Annotated in this window: 17 protein-coding genes; 6 read left to right on the forward strand and 11 right to left on the reverse strand. The window is 69.0% G+C overall.

Annotated features, from left to right (window positions below):
* Positions 1-200: 200 nt before the first annotated feature.
* Positions 201-1,178, reverse strand: a complete 978-nt coding sequence (locus EOD42_RS04565) for a Bug family tripartite tricarboxylate transporter substrate binding protein (RefSeq protein WP_127786263.1) — start codon at positions 1,176-1,178, stop codon at positions 201-203.
* On the reverse strand, positions 1,175-1,867 hold the full coding sequence (locus tag EOD42_RS04570) for an isochorismatase family protein (protein WP_164867780.1): 693 nt from the start codon (positions 1,865-1,867) through the stop codon (positions 1,175-1,177). Before EOD42_RS04570 ends, EOD42_RS04565 begins: the two co-directional genes overlap by 4 nt.
* Before the next feature lie 73 nt (positions 1,868-1,940).
* Here EOD42_RS04570 and EOD42_RS04575 point away from each other — a divergent pair, with 73 nt between their 5' ends.
* The 4 genes from EOD42_RS04575 (at position 1,941) to EOD42_RS04590 (ending at position 6,584) form a co-directional block, all read left to right on the forward strand.
* Positions 1,941-2,735, forward strand: coding sequence for a GntR family transcriptional regulator (locus EOD42_RS04575; RefSeq protein ID WP_127786265.1), 795 nt, complete (start codon positions 1,941-1,943; stop codon positions 2,733-2,735).
* A 157-nt stretch (positions 2,736-2,892) separates the two neighbouring features.
* A complete protein-coding gene (locus EOD42_RS04580) occupies positions 2,893-3,264 on the forward strand; it encodes a hypothetical protein (RefSeq protein WP_127786266.1) in 372 nt (123 codons plus the stop codon).
* Between the two features lie 345 nt (positions 3,265-3,609).
* A complete protein-coding gene (gene acs, locus EOD42_RS04585) occupies positions 3,610-5,565 on the forward strand; it encodes an acetate--CoA ligase (RefSeq protein ID WP_127786267.1) in 1,956 nt (651 codons plus the stop codon).
* 239 nt (positions 5,566-5,804) lie between these two features.
* The gene (locus tag EOD42_RS04590; protein WP_240654890.1) at positions 5,805-6,584 is read left to right on the forward strand and encodes a GNAT family N-acetyltransferase; all 780 of its coding nucleotides are present in this window, start codon (positions 5,805-5,807) and stop codon (positions 6,582-6,584) included.
* A gap of 19 nt (positions 6,585-6,603) precedes the next feature.
* On the opposite strand, the gene EOD42_RS04595 is transcribed toward EOD42_RS04590, so the two are convergent.
* The 4 genes from EOD42_RS04595 to EOD42_RS04610 are packed head-to-tail and all read right to left on the reverse strand — an operon-like array spanning position 6,604 to position 9,067.
* Complete coding sequence (locus EOD42_RS04595) at positions 6,604-7,593, reverse strand: TRAP transporter substrate-binding protein (protein ID WP_127786268.1); 990 nt, start codon at positions 7,591-7,593, stop codon at positions 6,604-6,606.
* On the reverse strand, positions 7,590-7,904 hold the full coding sequence (locus EOD42_RS04600; RefSeq protein WP_127786269.1) for an NIPSNAP family protein: 315 nt from the start codon (positions 7,902-7,904) through the stop codon (positions 7,590-7,592). The genes EOD42_RS04595 and EOD42_RS04600 overlap by 4 nt, the downstream gene beginning before the upstream one ends.
* A 3-nt stretch (positions 7,905-7,907) precedes the next feature.
* Complete coding sequence (locus tag EOD42_RS04605) at positions 7,908-8,399, reverse strand: cupin domain-containing protein (protein WP_127786270.1); 492 nt, start codon at positions 8,397-8,399, stop codon at positions 7,908-7,910.
* Positions 8,396-9,067 carry a GntR family transcriptional regulator gene (locus EOD42_RS04610; RefSeq protein WP_127786271.1) on the reverse strand — a complete coding sequence of 224 codons (672 nt, stop codon included), beginning with the start codon at positions 9,065-9,067 and terminating at the stop codon, positions 8,396-8,398. The genes EOD42_RS04605 and EOD42_RS04610 overlap by 4 nt, the downstream gene beginning before the upstream one ends.
* Positions 9,068-9,358: 291 nt before the next feature.
* Here EOD42_RS04610 and EOD42_RS04615 point away from each other — a divergent pair, with 291 nt between their 5' ends.
* Positions 9,359-10,165 (forward strand): N-acyl homoserine lactonase family protein, encoded by an 807-nt coding sequence (locus EOD42_RS04615; RefSeq protein ID WP_127786272.1) that lies wholly within the window; start codon positions 9,359-9,361, stop codon positions 10,163-10,165.
* A 45-nt stretch (positions 10,166-10,210) separates the two neighbouring features.
* Here the strand turns inward: EOD42_RS04615 and EOD42_RS04620 are convergent, their stop codons facing one another.
* From EOD42_RS04620 to EOD42_RS04640, 5 genes are all read right to left on the reverse strand, one after another.
* Positions 10,211-11,515 carry a TRAP transporter large permease gene (locus EOD42_RS04620; protein WP_127786273.1) on the reverse strand — a complete coding sequence of 435 codons (1,305 nt, stop codon included), beginning with the start codon at positions 11,513-11,515 and terminating at the stop codon, positions 10,211-10,213.
* 4 nt (positions 11,516-11,519) lie between these two features.
* Positions 11,520-12,059 carry a TRAP transporter small permease subunit gene (locus EOD42_RS04625; RefSeq protein ID WP_127786274.1) on the reverse strand — a complete coding sequence of 180 codons (540 nt, stop codon included), beginning with the start codon at positions 12,057-12,059 and terminating at the stop codon, positions 11,520-11,522.
* Positions 12,060-12,062: 3 nt separating this feature from the next.
* Positions 12,063-13,055: a TRAP transporter substrate-binding protein gene (locus EOD42_RS04630; RefSeq protein ID WP_127786275.1), complete on the reverse strand. Its 993-nt coding sequence runs from the start codon at positions 13,053-13,055 to the stop codon at positions 12,063-12,065.
* Positions 13,056-13,265: 210 nt separating this feature from the next.
* Entirely contained in the window at positions 13,266-13,700 is a 435-nt protein-coding gene (locus EOD42_RS04635; RefSeq protein ID WP_127786276.1) for a CBS domain-containing protein, read from the reverse strand.
* Positions 13,701-13,836: 136 nt separating this feature from the next.
* A complete protein-coding gene (locus EOD42_RS04640; protein ID WP_127786277.1) occupies positions 13,837-14,424 on the reverse strand; it encodes an EF-hand domain-containing protein in 588 nt (195 codons plus the stop codon).
* An 84-nt stretch (positions 14,425-14,508) separates the two neighbouring features.
* Between EOD42_RS04640 and EOD42_RS04645 the strand changes: the two genes are divergently transcribed.
* Positions 14,509-15,267, forward strand: a complete 759-nt coding sequence (locus tag EOD42_RS04645) for a tRNA1(Val) (adenine(37)-N6)-methyltransferase (RefSeq protein WP_127786278.1) — start codon at positions 14,509-14,511, stop codon at positions 15,265-15,267.
* Positions 15,268-15,281: the final 14 nt, after the last annotated feature.

The following is a 15,281-nucleotide window of genomic DNA, read 5'->3' on the forward strand; positions in this document are numbered from 1 at the left end:
GGCCTTGCCCCCGGAGCCCCCGCGCAGGGGCGCTGCCCCTGCACCCCGCCAGGAGATAATATCTCCTGGACCTGATAGGAGTTTGGCGCCTTCGCTGGATAAGCGGGGCGCCTTTTTTATTATTAAAATCAATCGGAAAAATCTTGGCAGGGTTGGGTGCCAAGTGCCTGGGGTCCAGGGGGCAGCGCCCCCTGGTCTGCCTACTCCGGCTTCACCCCTGACACCCTCACCGTCTCCGCCCACAGCGCATACAGCCGCGCGACCATGTCCTTGAACGGTTCCCCGCTCATCGGCTTGGCCTCGAAGCCCATGCCCGCCATGCGTTCCGCCAGCGCGGCGTCCGACATGGTGGCCTCCAGCGCCTGGGCGATCTTTGCCGTCACGGCAGGCGCCATGCCCGGCGGGCCGGCCACGCCGTACCAGCTATCCACCGCCAGCCTCGGAAAGCCCTGCTCGGCGAAGGTCGGCACGTCCGGGAACGCCGCCACGCGCGTGGCACTCGACACACCCAGCGGCCGCAGGGCGCCGCTGCGGATATGCGGGGTGGCACTCGGCAGGCTGTCGCCCATGGCGGGCACCTCATTGGCCAGCACCGCCGTCAGCGCGGGGCCGGAGCCGCGGTAGGAGACATGGACGATGTCGATCCCTGCCTCGATCTTCAGCAGCTCCACGAACATGTGCGGGGAGGAGCCGCTGCCGCTGGTGGCGTAGTTGATCTGCCCGGGGCGGCGTTTCGCCTCGGCGATGAAGCCCGCCAGGTCTCGCGCCGGGAAGGACGGGTTGATCAGCAGCGTGCCCCAGTACAGCCCCGCCAGGCCGATATGGGTGAAGCCCGCCACGGGGTCGTATGGGGCGGCCTGCGGCGCCAGCGCCGGAAGGATGCCCTGCGAGGATCCGTTGGTCAGCAGCAGCGTGTAGCCATCCGGCGTGCCGCGCGACACGGCGGCCGAGGCCAGCCCGCCCTGCGCGCCCGCGCGGTTCTCCACGATCACGCTCTGGCCCAGATGCTGCTGCAGCCCGGCCGCGACCAGTCGGCCCACCACGTCGGTGGACCCGCCGGGCGGGAAGGGCACCACCAGCCGGATGGGGCGGTTCGGAAAGCCATCCTGCGCCAGGGCAGGCGTGGCCAAAGGGGCAACCAGCGGCGCCAGCAGCACCGCGCGGCGGGTGGCCCTCATTCGGCGGCGGCCTTGCGGCCATAGCGGGCCTTCAGCTCGGCCAGGACGTAATCCAGGCTCTCCACGTCGCAGAACTTCATGTCCATGTCGAACATGTTGGCCTTATGGGCGCTTGGGCTGCGGTCGCCGCAGGCCTCATCCACCAGGATGGGGCGGAAGTTGTGCGAGAACGCGTCCACCGCCCCCGCGCGCACGCAGCCGCTGGTGGAGATGCCGCAGATCACCAGCGTATCCACCTCGTCATAGCGCAGGAAGGTATCCAGCGGCGTCTGGAAGAAGCAGCTGGGCTTGTTCTTCAGGATCACGCGGTCCTGCTTGCGCGGGGCATAGGCTTCCGGCCACTGATCCGCGCGCGGGTCCGAGGTGTACTGGTACTCGCCCGAGGTGCCGAGCTTCTCGTTCCACAGGCCCCGGTAGGTGGGGTGGGAGCGGTCGTCGCGGCGCGAGTAGTAGATGGGCAGGTCCAGCGCGCGGAATGCCTCGGTCAGCCGCGTCAGGTCATCCATCATCTGCGGCATGTCGCGGCCGCACATGGCGAAGGCCGGGTCCACGAACATCCAGGTCGTGTCGATGTTCAGCAGCGCGGCCTTGCGGCCGAAGCCGATGCGCCGGGCGAAGCCGCCCTTGCGATAGGTCTCCAGCTCCTCATCCGGCACATAGCCGCGCCATTTCTCCAGCTTGTCGGTCATACTCGCCTCCGTTACGTCGCTGTGGCGAGTGTGAGACAGCGCAAATGATATATCAATTGGAAACCGCACGGCGATGAGCCAGGCCAGCCGTTCCGGTGCTGCCGGGTTGGGCGCCGGCTTGGGTATTGTGCTGCGCCCAGAGCATCCGCTGCCGCTGCATGCGCAGATCCACCGCGCGCTGCGCCGGCGCATCCTGGACGGGCGCTGCCCGGAGGGCTCGCTCCTGCCCTCGGAGAACGAGATGGGAGAGGCGCTGGGCGTCTCGCGCATCACCATGCGCCGCGCCTTCGATGATCTGGCCGCCGCCGGGCTGGTGCGCCGCAGCCGCGGGCGCGGCACCGAGGTGCTGCGCCGGCCGGAGCAGCGCCCCGTGCTGGCCCATATCGACGGGCTGGTGGAAGCCAGCCTGGTGATGGGCCGCGACACGGCGGTGGAGCTGCTGGACTTCGCCTATATCCCCGCCACGGCCGACATCGCGGCGGCGCTGGACATCGCGCCGGGCGCGCCCGTGCAGCACGCCGTCCGCATCCGGCGGGAGGGCGGCGACATCTTCTCCCTGGCGCGCAGCTGGGTGCCGGAGGCCCTGGGCCGCAGCTTCAGCCGCGAGGACATGATGCACACCCCCCTGGTGCAGCTGCTGGAACGCGCCGGGGCGGAGTTCGGATCGGCCGAGCAGGTGCTGGGCGCCGAGGCCGCGACGCCCGAGGCCGCGCGGGCCCTGGGCGTGGCGCCGGGCTCGGCGCTGCTGCGGGTGCGCCGGTTGAGCCGCGACCCGCGCGGCGTGCCGATCGAGCGCATGGAAGTGCTCTACATCCCGGAACGCTATGAGTATCGGATGCAGTTCGGCCCCGTGAAATCAATGGGTTAGCCTTCGGGTGTAACGGCGGCGTTTCCCGAATGCGGCGCGGCGCCACACTCGCCACCAAAAGGCCGCGCCTGCCATCACATCACCCCGGCAGCGCCTAATCCGTGCCCCTGGCCGTGGCGAATATCCTCCTCGCACCCCAAGCTCATAGGAGGAAACGGTGCTTAAGACCTTCTCTCGCTACTCTCTCGCCACCGCGCTGCTGATGGGTACGGCCCTTCCGGCCTTCGCCCAGGGCGGGGTCTCCAGCGGGAGCACCCAGCAGGTTCCGGCCCAGCGCCCCGCGGTGACCAGCCAGGCCCCTGCCTCGCCCAACGCCGCCACCCCGGCGGTGCCCGCGACGCCCGCGACCCAGGCCCAGCGCCCGGCCACGCCCGCCACCCCGGCGGTGCCGTCCAGCCAGGCGGCCCGGCCCGCCACCCCGGCCCAGCCCGGTGGCGCGGTGAGCGGCCATGCGACCACCCGCCCGGCGCACGCCGCGCCGACGCAGGCGGCCCGCCCGGCCCATCCCGCGGCGCCCCGGACCAACTGATCCGGTGAACAGTTTCCCCCGCCGGCCGTGGCATCCGGCACCGGCGGGGGAAGGCGACCGGCGCGCCTCTTCAGGCCCTCACCTGGGGCGCGCCGGAACGATCGCCTGAACCACCGATGCCCCTCCGGGCCGCGAACGGCCCACCAGATCCCCACCCGGACCTCGATCCCCGGGCGGGTACTACCGGCCTTCAGCCCTCACCATCGGGCGGTTGGCCGCTTTCTCCCGGACTGACGAAACTTGGCCCCGCGGAACCATTCCGCGGGGTAATTTTTTGCCTGTTGACGCAATGCCGCACGGGCCGAGATAACCAGAGCAAGAAAGTCACACAGGGAGTTGCTGTCCATGGACACCCATCTGCACGCGCACCATGACGAGGTCATCGGCATCAAGGCCGATGCCGCCGCGCGCACCCATGTGTCGGTGGAGCGGCGACAGGCCATGGTGCGGGAAGCCGCGGTGGACCCCAACGGGTTCTGGGGCAAGGAAGCCAACCGCATTTCCTGGATGGTGAAGCCCAGCAAGATCAAGAACACCAGCTTCCACGACGACGTTCAGATCAAGTGGTTCGAGGACGGCATCCTGAATGCCTCCGTCTCCTGCCTCGACAGGCACCTGGAGGAAGGGCGCGGCGACCGCGTGGCCATCCTGTGGGAAGGCGACGACCCCTCGATGGATGAGCGCGTGACCTATCGGGAGTTGTACAACCGCGTCTGCCGCCTGGGCAGCGCCATGCGCCGCTTGGGCATCGGCAAGGGCGATGTCGTCACCATCTACATGCCGATGATCGTGGACGCGGCGGTGGCCATGCTGGCCTGCGCGCGCATCGGCGCCATCCATTCCGTGGTGTTCGGCGGCTTCAGCCCCGACAGCCTGGCCAGCCGCATCCAGGACGGCAATTCCGTCGCGCTGATCACGGCCGATGAAGGCCGGCGCGGCGGGCGCAGCGTGCCGCTGAAGGCCAATGCCGACCAGGCGCTGCTGGAATGCCCCACGGTCAAGCACGTGATCGTCGCGCGCAACACCGATGCGCCCGTCAACATGCATCCGGGCCGCGACCACTGGTGGGCGACACTGGCCCGCCACGCCGACCCCGTGTGCCAGCCCGAGCCGATGAACGCGGAAGACCCGATGTTCATCCTCTACACCAGCGGCTCCACCGGGAAGCCCAAGGGCGTGCTGCACACCACCGGCGGCTACATGGTCTGGGCCAGCTTCACGCATGAGGTGGTGTTCGACTACCGCCCCGGTGAAATCTACTGGTGCACGGCCGATGTCGGCTGGGTCACGGGGCACACCTATATCGTCTATGGGCCGCTGGCGAACGGCGCCACCACGCTGATGTTCGAGGGCGTGCCGAGCTACCCGGACAACAGCCGCTTCTGGCAGGTGGTGGACAAGCACCAGGTCAACATCTTCTACACCGCGCCGACGGCCATCCGCGCCCTGATGCGAGAGGGCGAGAAGCCCGTGAAGCGCTGGCGCCGCGACAGCCTGCGCCTGCTGGGCAGCGTGGGTGAGCCGATCAACCCCGAGGCCTGGCTGTGGTATTACCGCGTGGTGGGCGAGGAACGCTGCCCCGTGGTGGACACCTGGTGGCAGACCGAGACGGGCGGCATCCTGATCTCTCCCCTGCCCGGTTCCGTGGCGCAGAAGCCCGGCTCCGCCACGCTGCCTCTGCCGGGGGTGAAGCCCGCGCTGGTCGACAATGACGGCAAGCTGCTGGAGGGCGCGACCGAGGGCAACCTGGTCATCACCGACAGCTGGCCGGGCCAGATGCGCACCGTGTTCGGTGACCATGAGCGCTTCATCCAGACCTATTTCAGCACCTTCAAGGGCATGTACTTCACCGGCGACGGCGCCCGCCGCGACGAGGACGGCTATTACTGGATCACCGGCCGCGTGGACGACGTGATCAACGTGGCCGGCCACCGCATGGGCACCGCCGAGGTCGAGAGCGCGCTGGTGGCGCACCCGAAGGTGGCCGAGGCCGCGGTGGTCGGCATGCCGCATGAGATCAAGGGCCAGGGCATCTACTGCTATGTCACCCTCAACGCCGGCGAGGAGCCGAGCGACGCCCTGCTGGCCGAGCTGCGCAACTGGGTGCGGCGGGAGATCGGGCCTATCGCGACGCCGGACGCCATCCAGTGGGCCCCGGGCCTGCCCAAGACCCGCTCGGGCAAGATCATGCGCCGCATCCTGCGCAAGATCGCGGCCAATGAGCTGGACGGGCTGGGCGATACCTCGACCCTGGCGGACCCCGCCGTGGTCGATGATCTGGTGGCGAACCGCGTGATGTGAGCGGGCGCACCAACAACAAAGTGTTACATGTATTACAGGTAATTCTAGGGCAAGGCGGCCGATGACAAAGTCCGCCCATAGCGTGAATGAGTGATGCGCCGGGGTTTTGACTTGGCGCATCATAAAACAATGCTGAAGAAAGTTTCCCGGATGCAAGCCCCCCCGGGGGTGTGCATCCTGATCGAAGGCCCGGTATCATTGCGTATGGAAAAATCCTTCCAGCGCGGTGGGCGGGCCCTGTGATTCAGGACTTCGCTTCCACCATCTGGTCCGTGCCGGGCGCACCGCCTGATCTGCGCGCCCTTGAGCAAGCCTGCCTCAACGCCGTTCCGGCGCCCTATCAGGCCTTCGACGGGCCATTGCTGTTCCGCGCCTTCCTGGGCGGCACCGGGCGCGCCAATTCCATCGTTTCCCTGAGCCCGGAGAGCGATGCCGGGCTGCAGCCGCGCATCGCGCGGATGGAGGCGCGCTCGGCCGCGCGCGGCATCACCTGCCGCTTCCGCTCCACCCCGCTGGACCCGCCAGGGCTGGAGGCCCTGCTGCGCGCCCGTGGCTATACCGACCATGACGAGACGCTGGTGCTGCTGGGCCCGCTGGGCGGCATGGTGCGGCCCGATACGGCGGTGCGCGCGCTTTCCGGCCCCGACCCCGCCTGGATGGAGGTGGTGGGCACCGCCGAATACCAGGTGGACGCCCGCCGCGCGGAGAAGGCCCGCATGCCGGAGCTTCTGGCCGTGCCCGCCGCCTGGCTGGTGCTGGAGGAAGACGGCATGGCCATCGCCAGCCTGTTCGTCGTGGCCGACGGCACGCTGTGCGGCATGTTCGACCTGGCGGTGCGGCCCGAATTCCGCCGCCGCGGCATCGCGGCCCGCATCATGGGCGCGGGTGCCGCCTGGGCCGCCCAGCGCGGCGCGATCTGGAAATGGAGCCAGGTCTCGGCCAGCAACACCGCCTCCCTCGCGCTCAATGCGCGGATGGGCATGGGTGAGATGTACCGCTACCGCTATTTCAAGCGGTAGTGCCGGCGGGCAGCCGGGTTCAGCCCGCCGCCTTCGCCGCCTCGATCTCGGCCAGCACCTGGCGGCCGTTCGGCGCGCTGTTGAGGATGTTGTCGTAGGCGAGATGCGCGGCCGCCTTGAAGGCCCCGACATCGGGCTCGATGATCTCGATGCCGCGCCGACGCAGCTCCGCGAAGCTGTCCTCCCGGAAGCGCTGGTAATAGGTCAGCCCCATCGTGATCGCCTCCGGCACGCTGGCGCGGATGATCTCCTGCACTTCCTCCGGCAGGGTGTTGAAGCGGGAACGCGAGGCGATGAGCACAGCCGGCAGCTGGTGGGTGCGCGTCAGCACATAATACCGGACCGCTTCCACGAAACGGTCCGCGATCACCTGGTCCGGCGCGAGTTCCGCCGCGTCCACCCGGCCGGTCTGCAGCGCGCGCAGCAGGTCGGCATAGGCGGTGGGCGTGGGCACCATCCCGATCGCGCGATAGGATTCGACATAGCCCGGCGACTGGATGACCCGGATGCGCAGGCCCCGCGCCTCCGCCGGGGTGGAAAAGCGGCGGTTGGTCAGCACCGAACGCTCGAACAGGTTGAACCAGGACAGGCCGATCAGCCCGATGCCGTCCAGCGGGTGCAGCAGCCGCCGGCCGACCGGGCCCTGCAGCACGCGGTTCGCCTGCTCATGGCTGTCCCACAGCCAGGGCAGGGACAGCACGCCATAGTCGCGCAGCGTGTTCTCCAGCGAGGGCTGGGAGTTGAACATCAGGTCCACCGCGCCGTTGCGCGCGGACTGGATCAGCCGCAATTCCCCGCCCAGCGCGGAATTGGCGAAGACCGCGATGCGCACCCGCCCGCCCGAATGCCCATCCACCAGCCGCGCCAGCTTGGTGGCCGCGATGTGATAGGAGGACTGCTCCGACAGCACATGGCCGAGCTTGAGCTCGATCAGCGCCTCCGCCGCGCCGGGGCGGATGGCGGGCGCGGCCAGCACCGCCAGGCCGAGCAGGCGACGGCCCGTGATCATTTGATGGGAGAGAAGCCGGCGGGCAGCAGGATCCGGCTGTTCTGGGTGTCGACCAGATCGGTCACCATGGACAGGTAGGCGGTCCAGGCCGGGTCGGCCAGCATGGCGCCGCGGCGGCGCAGCCGGTCGTCCAGCCCCTCATACCCCCACCAGGCGACGACGTGGTTCAGCTCCCCGATCTCGGTGGTGAAATAGCCCAGGAAGCGGTCCAGGTAGTGCTTCTGCAGCGGCAGCCCGTGTTCCTCATAGGTCGACACGAACTGGCCCAGCTTCCCGGGCCTGATGCGATAGTCGCGTTCCTCGACCAGCATGGGTCAGGCCTTTCCGGGCAGCGAGGCGAAAACGGTCTCGGCCTCGATCTTCAACACATCCTCAGGTCGTGGAAAGGGGGATGGGGTTGTATCTCCGGGAAACTTCTCGCGACCGATGCGGGAGAAGAAGGTCTCCAGCCCGCCCGGCATCATCAGCCACATGAAGGTCAGCGGCCCGTCCTCGGCCGCCTGGAAGCGGTGGGTCTGGCCGCGGCCGAAGAAGAAGCAGGCGCCCTTTTCCATCGGGTGCGTCTCGGTGCCGTTGATCAGGGCCTGTCCGCTGCCCTCCAGCACGAAGATGATCTCCTCATTGTCCGGGTGGACGTGTTCGCGCACGAAGCAGCCGGCCGCCACCGTCTGGGTGCCCATGGCGAAGGGCGTCTCGCCCCCGAAATCCTTCGAGGCCAGGATGCAGCGCACGAAGCCGTTGGCGGGAACGGGCTGCCAGAAGCTCTGCCCGCCCTCGGGCGGGACGATCACGAGGGGTGTGGTCATTTGGGCCTTCCCTGTCTGAAACGCGGCGTGGGTGAGAGAAGCGTGGTCAGTGCCTGCATGCGGCGCGTGATGTGGCCGTTCAGGATCTCCGCCCCACGCGCCGCGTCGCGCGCCGAGAGGGCATCCAGCAGCAGGTCGTGCTCGTCGAAGTTCAGCTCGGGCTTGGGCCCGGTGGTGTAGGCCCAGCGGATATAGGTGGTGCGGGCGTTCACGTCGGCCAGCGCGCGCAGGATTTCCCCGTTGCCGCACAGGGCCGCCATGGCCTCGTGAAAGGCCACGTCCTCCGCCACCATGGTCGCGCGGTCCTCGCTGCGCTTCAGGGCGCGCCTGCCGGTGGCCCAGGCGCGCGAGAGGCGCTGCAGCTGGGCGGGTGTCGCGCGCTCACAGGCCAGGCGGAAGGCCGTGACCTCCAGCGCCTCCCGCAGCTCATACAGGTCCCGTGCCTCGGCCAGGTCGGGGTCGCGCACGAAGAACCCCTGGCCCTGGCGCACTTCCAGCAGGCGCTCGGCCACCAGGCGGTTCAGGGCCTCACGCAGGGGCGTGCGGGACAGGCCCAGATGGTCCGCCAGCTGGACCTCGTTCAGGCGTTCGCCCGGCCGCAGCTCGAAGGAGAGAAGCATGGCGCGCAGGGCGTCATAGGCGGCATCGGCGGCGGTAATGGCAGGCATCGCATCGGGATGCTTATGCACCCCTGTATACAGGGCAAGGCCGAAAATACGCGGTGTGCTGAGGGGTGGGAATGGTTCCGCCCGTTTCCTGTGCAACCGGCCTGCTACCCGGCGGCGCTCTTGGCGCTAGAGCAGCCTTCGATCCGACGGATCACGCCGTGATCCGCCCGATCAAAGATAAGCTGCTCTAGAAGCTACGTTTTCTAGAGAAAGAAATCCGGTGGGATTGATTCAATCCGACCGGATATTGCTCTAGCTTGGCGGCATCAACGACAAACACGGAAACGCCCGATGAGCCTGCCGACCTACGAAATCCACGCCATCCGCTATGCCACGCAGGATTTGCGGGATGAGAGCCACATGTTCCTGGGCGGCCAGCACGGGAAGATGGTGCAGGGGCTGGACTTCTTCACCTATGCGCTGAAGGGCGGCGGCCGGAACTGGATCGTGGACACCGGCATGACGGCCGCGAGTTCGAAGCGCATGGGCCGCGCCTATGACTTCATCTGCCGCCCGTCCGAGGCGCTGGCCCAGATCGGCATCGACGCCGCCTCCGAGCCCGACGTGATCCTGACCCACGCCCATTTCGACCATGTCGGCACGCTGGAGGACTATCCGAAGGCGCGCTTCCATATCCAGGACGAGGAGATGATCCACGTCACCGGCCGCGACATGACGATCAGGCCGTTCCGCGCCGCCTATCACCCCGATGACGTGAAGCAGCTGATCGACCTGCTCTATGCCGACCGGATGGTGTTCCACAAAGGCGATGTCGAGATCGCGCCGGGCATCGAGTTCATCCTGGTGGGCGGGCATTCGCGGGGCCAGGCGGTGCTGCGGGTACATACGCAGCGCGGCTGGGTCGTGCTCGCCTCGGATGCCGTGCATGTCTATGACGAGACCGACTTCGAGCGGCCCTTCGCGATCTTCCACGACCTGCAGGCGATGATCGAAGGCTATCGCCGGCTGAACCGGCTGGCCGGGCACCGGGACCTGCTGATCGCGGGGCATGATGCGCGGGTGACGAAGGCGTTTCCGGCCTCGGCACCCGGGCTGGAAGGCCGGGTCATGCGGCTGGACCTGCCGCCGGCCTGGTAAGGATGACAGGTTCAGGGGCTTCGCGGCGAAGCCCCTGAAGATCGCTCAGCGCGACAGCAGCCAGTCCGGCAGCCCCGTCACCAGCGTGACCGGGAAGATGGTGATCAGCGCCACCGTCACCACCAGCATCAGGAAGAACGGCATGGAGGCCCAGGCCACCTCCGTCTGTTCCTTGCCTGTCATGGTCTGCATCACGAACAGGTTGAAGCCGAGCGGCGGGGTGATCTCCGCGATTTCCACCAGCAGCACGATGAAGATGCCGAACCACACCAGGTCGAAGCCCGCATGCTGCACGATGGGCACCACGACCGAGGTGGTCAGCACGATCATCGACACGCCGTCCAGCGCGGCACCCAGCACTACATAGACCAGCGTCAGGATCGCGATGATCGAATAGGGGCCGAGGCCGGCCTCGGCCACCAGCTGCGCCAGGGCCGCCGGAATGCCGGTCAGCGCCATCGCCTTGGTCAGGAAGGCGGCACCGGCCAGGATGAACAGGATCATGCAGGACAGGCGCGTGGCGGCGGCCAGGCTCTCGAAGAAGCTGGACCAGGACAGCGTGCGCGTGACGGCGGCCAGCACCAGGCTGCCCAGCACGCCGAAGGCCGCGGCCTCCGTCGCCGTCGCCCAGCCCACGAACATGGAACCGATGACGACGATGATGAGGATCGCGCAGGGGATCAGCTGCGCGGACTGGCGCATTTTCTCCATGAAGGAGATCTTGGGGTCGAGCGGGGGCTGCTTTTCCGGGTTCAGCTTGGCCCAGATGGCGATGTAGCCGCTGAACAGGATCATCACGAGCAGGCCGGGCAGGCAGCCCGCGATGAAGACGCGCACGATCGAGACCTCGGCCGCGACCGCGTACACCACCATGATGATGGAGGGCGGGATCATGATGCCGAGCGTGCCGGCGGTGGCCAGGCTGCCGATGGCCACGCTCTCGTCATAGCCGCGCTTGCGCAGCTCCGGCAGGGCGATGCGGCTGACGGTGGCGCAGGTGGCCGCCGAGGAACCCGACACCGAGCCGAAGATGCCGCAGGCCAGGATGTTCACATGCAGCAGCCGGCCGGGGATGCGGCGCACCCAGGGGGCCAGGCCGTTGAACAGTTCCTCGGACAGCTTCGTGCGGAACAGGATCTCACCCATCCAGACGAACATCGGCAGGGCGGCGAGCGTCCAGGAGCCCGTGGCCTCCCAATAGGCGCTGGCCAGGAACAGGCCCGGGTTGGGGTTCACCAGCGTCATGGCCAGCCAGCCGGCGCCGGCCAGCGAGAGCGCGATCCAGAGGCCGCTGCCGAGCAGAAGACACAGCACGAACAGCAGCAGAAGGGACATCGTGATGAGGTCCATGGTCTCAGACCTCCGCCGAGAAATCGCCGCGCGCGGCACGGTCTTCCGCTGCGACCTGGTAGCTGGGTTTCAGCCCGCGCGCGACGCGCACGAACTCGTCGATGATGGCGATGAGCAGGATGCCGGCGCCGAGCGGCATGGCCAGCTTCGGGATCCAGAGCTTGAAGGCGACAGAGCCCTGGGCCATGTCGTCGATCTCGTAGCTGAACAGCACGTCGTTCAGGCACCAGTAGGTGATGTAGCCGGTGAGGACGGCGGCCAGCAGCAGCACGCCGCCCTCCGTCCACTGGCGTGCCTGCGGGGAGAGCTTCTCGATGAAAAGCCCCACCCGGATGAGTTCACCGCGGCGGAACGTATAGGCCAGCGCGAAGAAAGCGCTGGCGACACACAGGAATGCCGTGACGTCGTCCGCCCCCATGAGGGGGATGTTGAACTGCCGCAGCACCATCTGCGCGATCATGATGACGAAGATACCGAACAGGCTCAGCGCGGCGAGCGCCGCGCTGCACCAGTACAGGGCGTCGAGCGCCCGCCGCAGTGCCATGGGTCAGGTCCGGGCGCGATAGGCGTTGATGACCCGGGTGCCTTCCTCGCCGGCCTTGGCCAGCCATTCGGTCACCATGGTCGCGCTCACGCGGTCCATCTCGGCCAGCATCGCGGGGGTGGGCTGGGCCACCGTCATGCCGCGCTGGCCCAGGATGGCCTCCTGGCTGGTCTGGGCGTCGGCGGCCGCGGCCCAGCCGCGCGTCTCGGCGGCGGCGGCGGCGGTGCGCACCGCGGCCTGGTCGGCGGCGGACAGCGCCTGGAAGGCGCGGCGATTCACGAAGATCGCGTTCTTCGTGTAGGTGAAGCCGATGGGCGTGAAGATGCGCGCATAGTCCCAGGCGCTGCTGTCCACGCCCGTGGTGGCGCTGGTCACCATCGCGTTCACCACGCCGGTGGCGAAGGCCTGCGGCACTTCGGCCGCCTGCACCAGGGTGGGCACCGCGCCGATCAGGGTGGCGAAGCGGTTGGTCATCGCGTTGTAGGTGCGCAGGCGCGAACCGCGCAGGCCCTCAAGGCTGGTCAGCGGCGTGTTGGTGTAGAAGCCCGACGGCGGCCAGGGCGCGAGGTACAGCAGGGACAGGCCCTGGCGGTTGAAACGCTCCTCGATGAAGGGGCGGGTCAGCGTCATCAGGCGCTTGGCGTCGTCGAAGCTGCGGGCCAGCTGCGGGATGCCGTCCAGCTCGAAGAACGGGTCCTCGTTGCCATAGGCGCTCAGCAGGATCTCACCGATCTGCACCTGGCCCTGCTGCACGCCGCGCTTGATCTGCGGCATGGGCAGCAGGCTGCCGTTGGTGTGCAGCTGGAAGGCCAGGCGGCCATTGGTCGCGGCCTCGATGTCGGTGGCCATCTGGCGCAGCGTGCGGGTGAAGTAGTTGTTGTCCGGATAGGCGCAGGCGATCTGCCAGCGGGTCTGCGCCGATGCGGGGGCGGCAGCAGCGCCGGCAACGGCAACGGAGGCACCAGCGGCAAGCGCGGCGCGGCGGGTCATGTCCATGAAACTGCTCCCTGCAGGAATTGGCAGGGAGGATCGTTTGCTTCGCGGTGCGATGGCAAGCCCGGCCGTGAGGCCGCCCGCCGGGGTCGGGCACGGCGGTCTGGCGCTGAATCGGGCACAACGCCCAGTGCCTGCCCAAGTCACGCAGCAAAAAAGGCCGGCGCGGAGGCCGGCCTTCTTGCTGATTTTTAATAATGATGCAGCGCGGTGTCAGCCTGCCGTGCTGACATAGGCCTTCAGATCTTCGGCCTCACGCTCCGCATCGGCGATGCGGGCCTTCACCAGGTCCCCGATCGAGACCATGCCGGCCAGCTTTCCGTCGTGGTCCAGCACGGGCAGGTGGCGGATGCGGCGGTCGGTCATCACCCGCAGGGCCTCCTGCACGGTGGTGTCGGGCGTCACGGTGTGCAGCACCCGCGTCATCAGCTGCCCTGCCGTCATGTTCAGGGTGGCTTCGCCGCCGCCGGCCAGGGCCCGGACGATGTCGCGCTCGCTGACGATGCCCGCCACGCTGCGGTCGCGCTCCAGCACGAGCACGGCGCCGATGCGGTGCTGGGCCAGGGTGCGGGTGATGGAGGCCACTTGGTCACAGGGCGCGACCGCGACGACCTGCGCGCCCTTCTGCCTCAGGATGGAACCGATCATGGAAAACCCCTCCTTCTCGCGTTGAGCCAGCTGCATGCTGGTCGCCGCGCCAAGGAGGGGTCAAGGAATGGCCGTGCTGCGCCGCGTCATAGCTGTGCGGCGCAGCATCACCGCCGCGCGAGGTTACTGCACGCGGTTACTGGGCGGGCGCCGGCGGCGGGGGCGCGTCAGGCCCGCCGCGGCGGTGGTGGTGGTGGCCACGGGGCGGATGGCGCGGCAGCTCATCCGGCGTGATGGCGCCGTCGCTGTTCGCATCCATCGCGCGGAACCGGGCCTCGGCACCCGGGCGCAGCTCCTCCAGCGTCACACGGCCGTCGCGGTTGGCGTCGGCGGCGCGGAAGCGGGCCTCCACCATGCGCTGGAAGTGCTCGGGCATCGGGCGGCGCTCACCCTCAGCGCGGGGTTCGCCACGCGGCGGGCGCGGCGGACGGGCCGGGCGCATCGCGCGGAATTCCTCGGGCGTCAGGTAGCCGTCGTGGTTCGCGTCGGCCTGGCTGAAGCGGGCCTGGACGCCTGCCCAGGTCTCCTCGAAGGTGACGCGGCCATCGCGGTTGGTGTCCAGCGCCTCGAACATCCGCATCGCGGGGTTCGGGCGCGCCGGGGCACCGGGGGCCGCCGCCGGGGGGGCCGGCGGGGGTGCGGCGGGGGCCTGCGCGAAGGCCGGCACCGCCATCATCATCGCGGCCAGGGCCAGCGGGTATCGGAGAGTGGATCGGTAGGTCATTTGGCGAGACTCCCTTGGGGTTTTGCTCACGGGATAATACTGGGTGTTGCCTGTTACAGAGGCGCGCCGGAACCGTGAGGAATTGTGACTGACAATCGGGCGGAATCATGGACGGAAGACACGCTGCTGGGCGGCCGGGTGCGGCTGCTGCAGCCGGCGGGCGGGCTGAGGGCCGCGATCGACGCGGTTCTGCTGGCCGCCGCCGTGCCCGCGCGCGCGGGCCAGGCGGTGCTGGAACTGGGCTGCGGCACCGGCCCGGCCTTCCTGTGCCTGGCCGCGCGGGTGCCGGGCCTGACCATCCAGGCCGTGGAGGCCGACCCCGCCCTGGTGCCGCTGGCCCGCCATAACGCCGAGGCAGCCGGGCTGGCCGCCACCATTTCGCAGGCCGACATCCGCGATGCGCTGGAGCCGCGCTTCGACCAGGCCTTCGCCAACCCGCCCTACTGGTCGCGCGGCACGGCATCCCCGCACGCGCTGCGCCGTTCCGCCGCGCATGAGGGCGAGGCCACGCTGGCCGATTGGGCGGATGCCCTGGCGCGCGGGCTGCGCCACCGGGGCGGGGCCACGCTGGTGCTGCCGGCCCAGCGCGTGGCGGAAGCCATGGCCGCGCTGAAGGCCGCGCGCTTCGGCACGGTGCGACTGCTGCCGCTGTGGCCGCGCGCGGGGGTGCAGGCCAAGCGCGTCATCCTGCACGCCATCAAGGGCGGGCGCGGGCCCGACGCGGTGCTGCCGGGGCTGGTGCTGCACCAGGGCACGGGCTTCACGCCGGAGGCGGAGGCGATCCTGCGCCATGCGGCGGCCCTGCCTTACGGAAGCCCTGAATCCGGCCCATCTTCCGCCTGACGGAGCGGCCGGGT

Origin of the sequence: Rhodovarius crocodyli, assembly GCF_004005855.1 — a bacterium.
Classification (GTDB): domain Bacteria; phylum Pseudomonadota; class Alphaproteobacteria; order Acetobacterales; family Acetobacteraceae; genus Rhodovarius; species Rhodovarius crocodyli.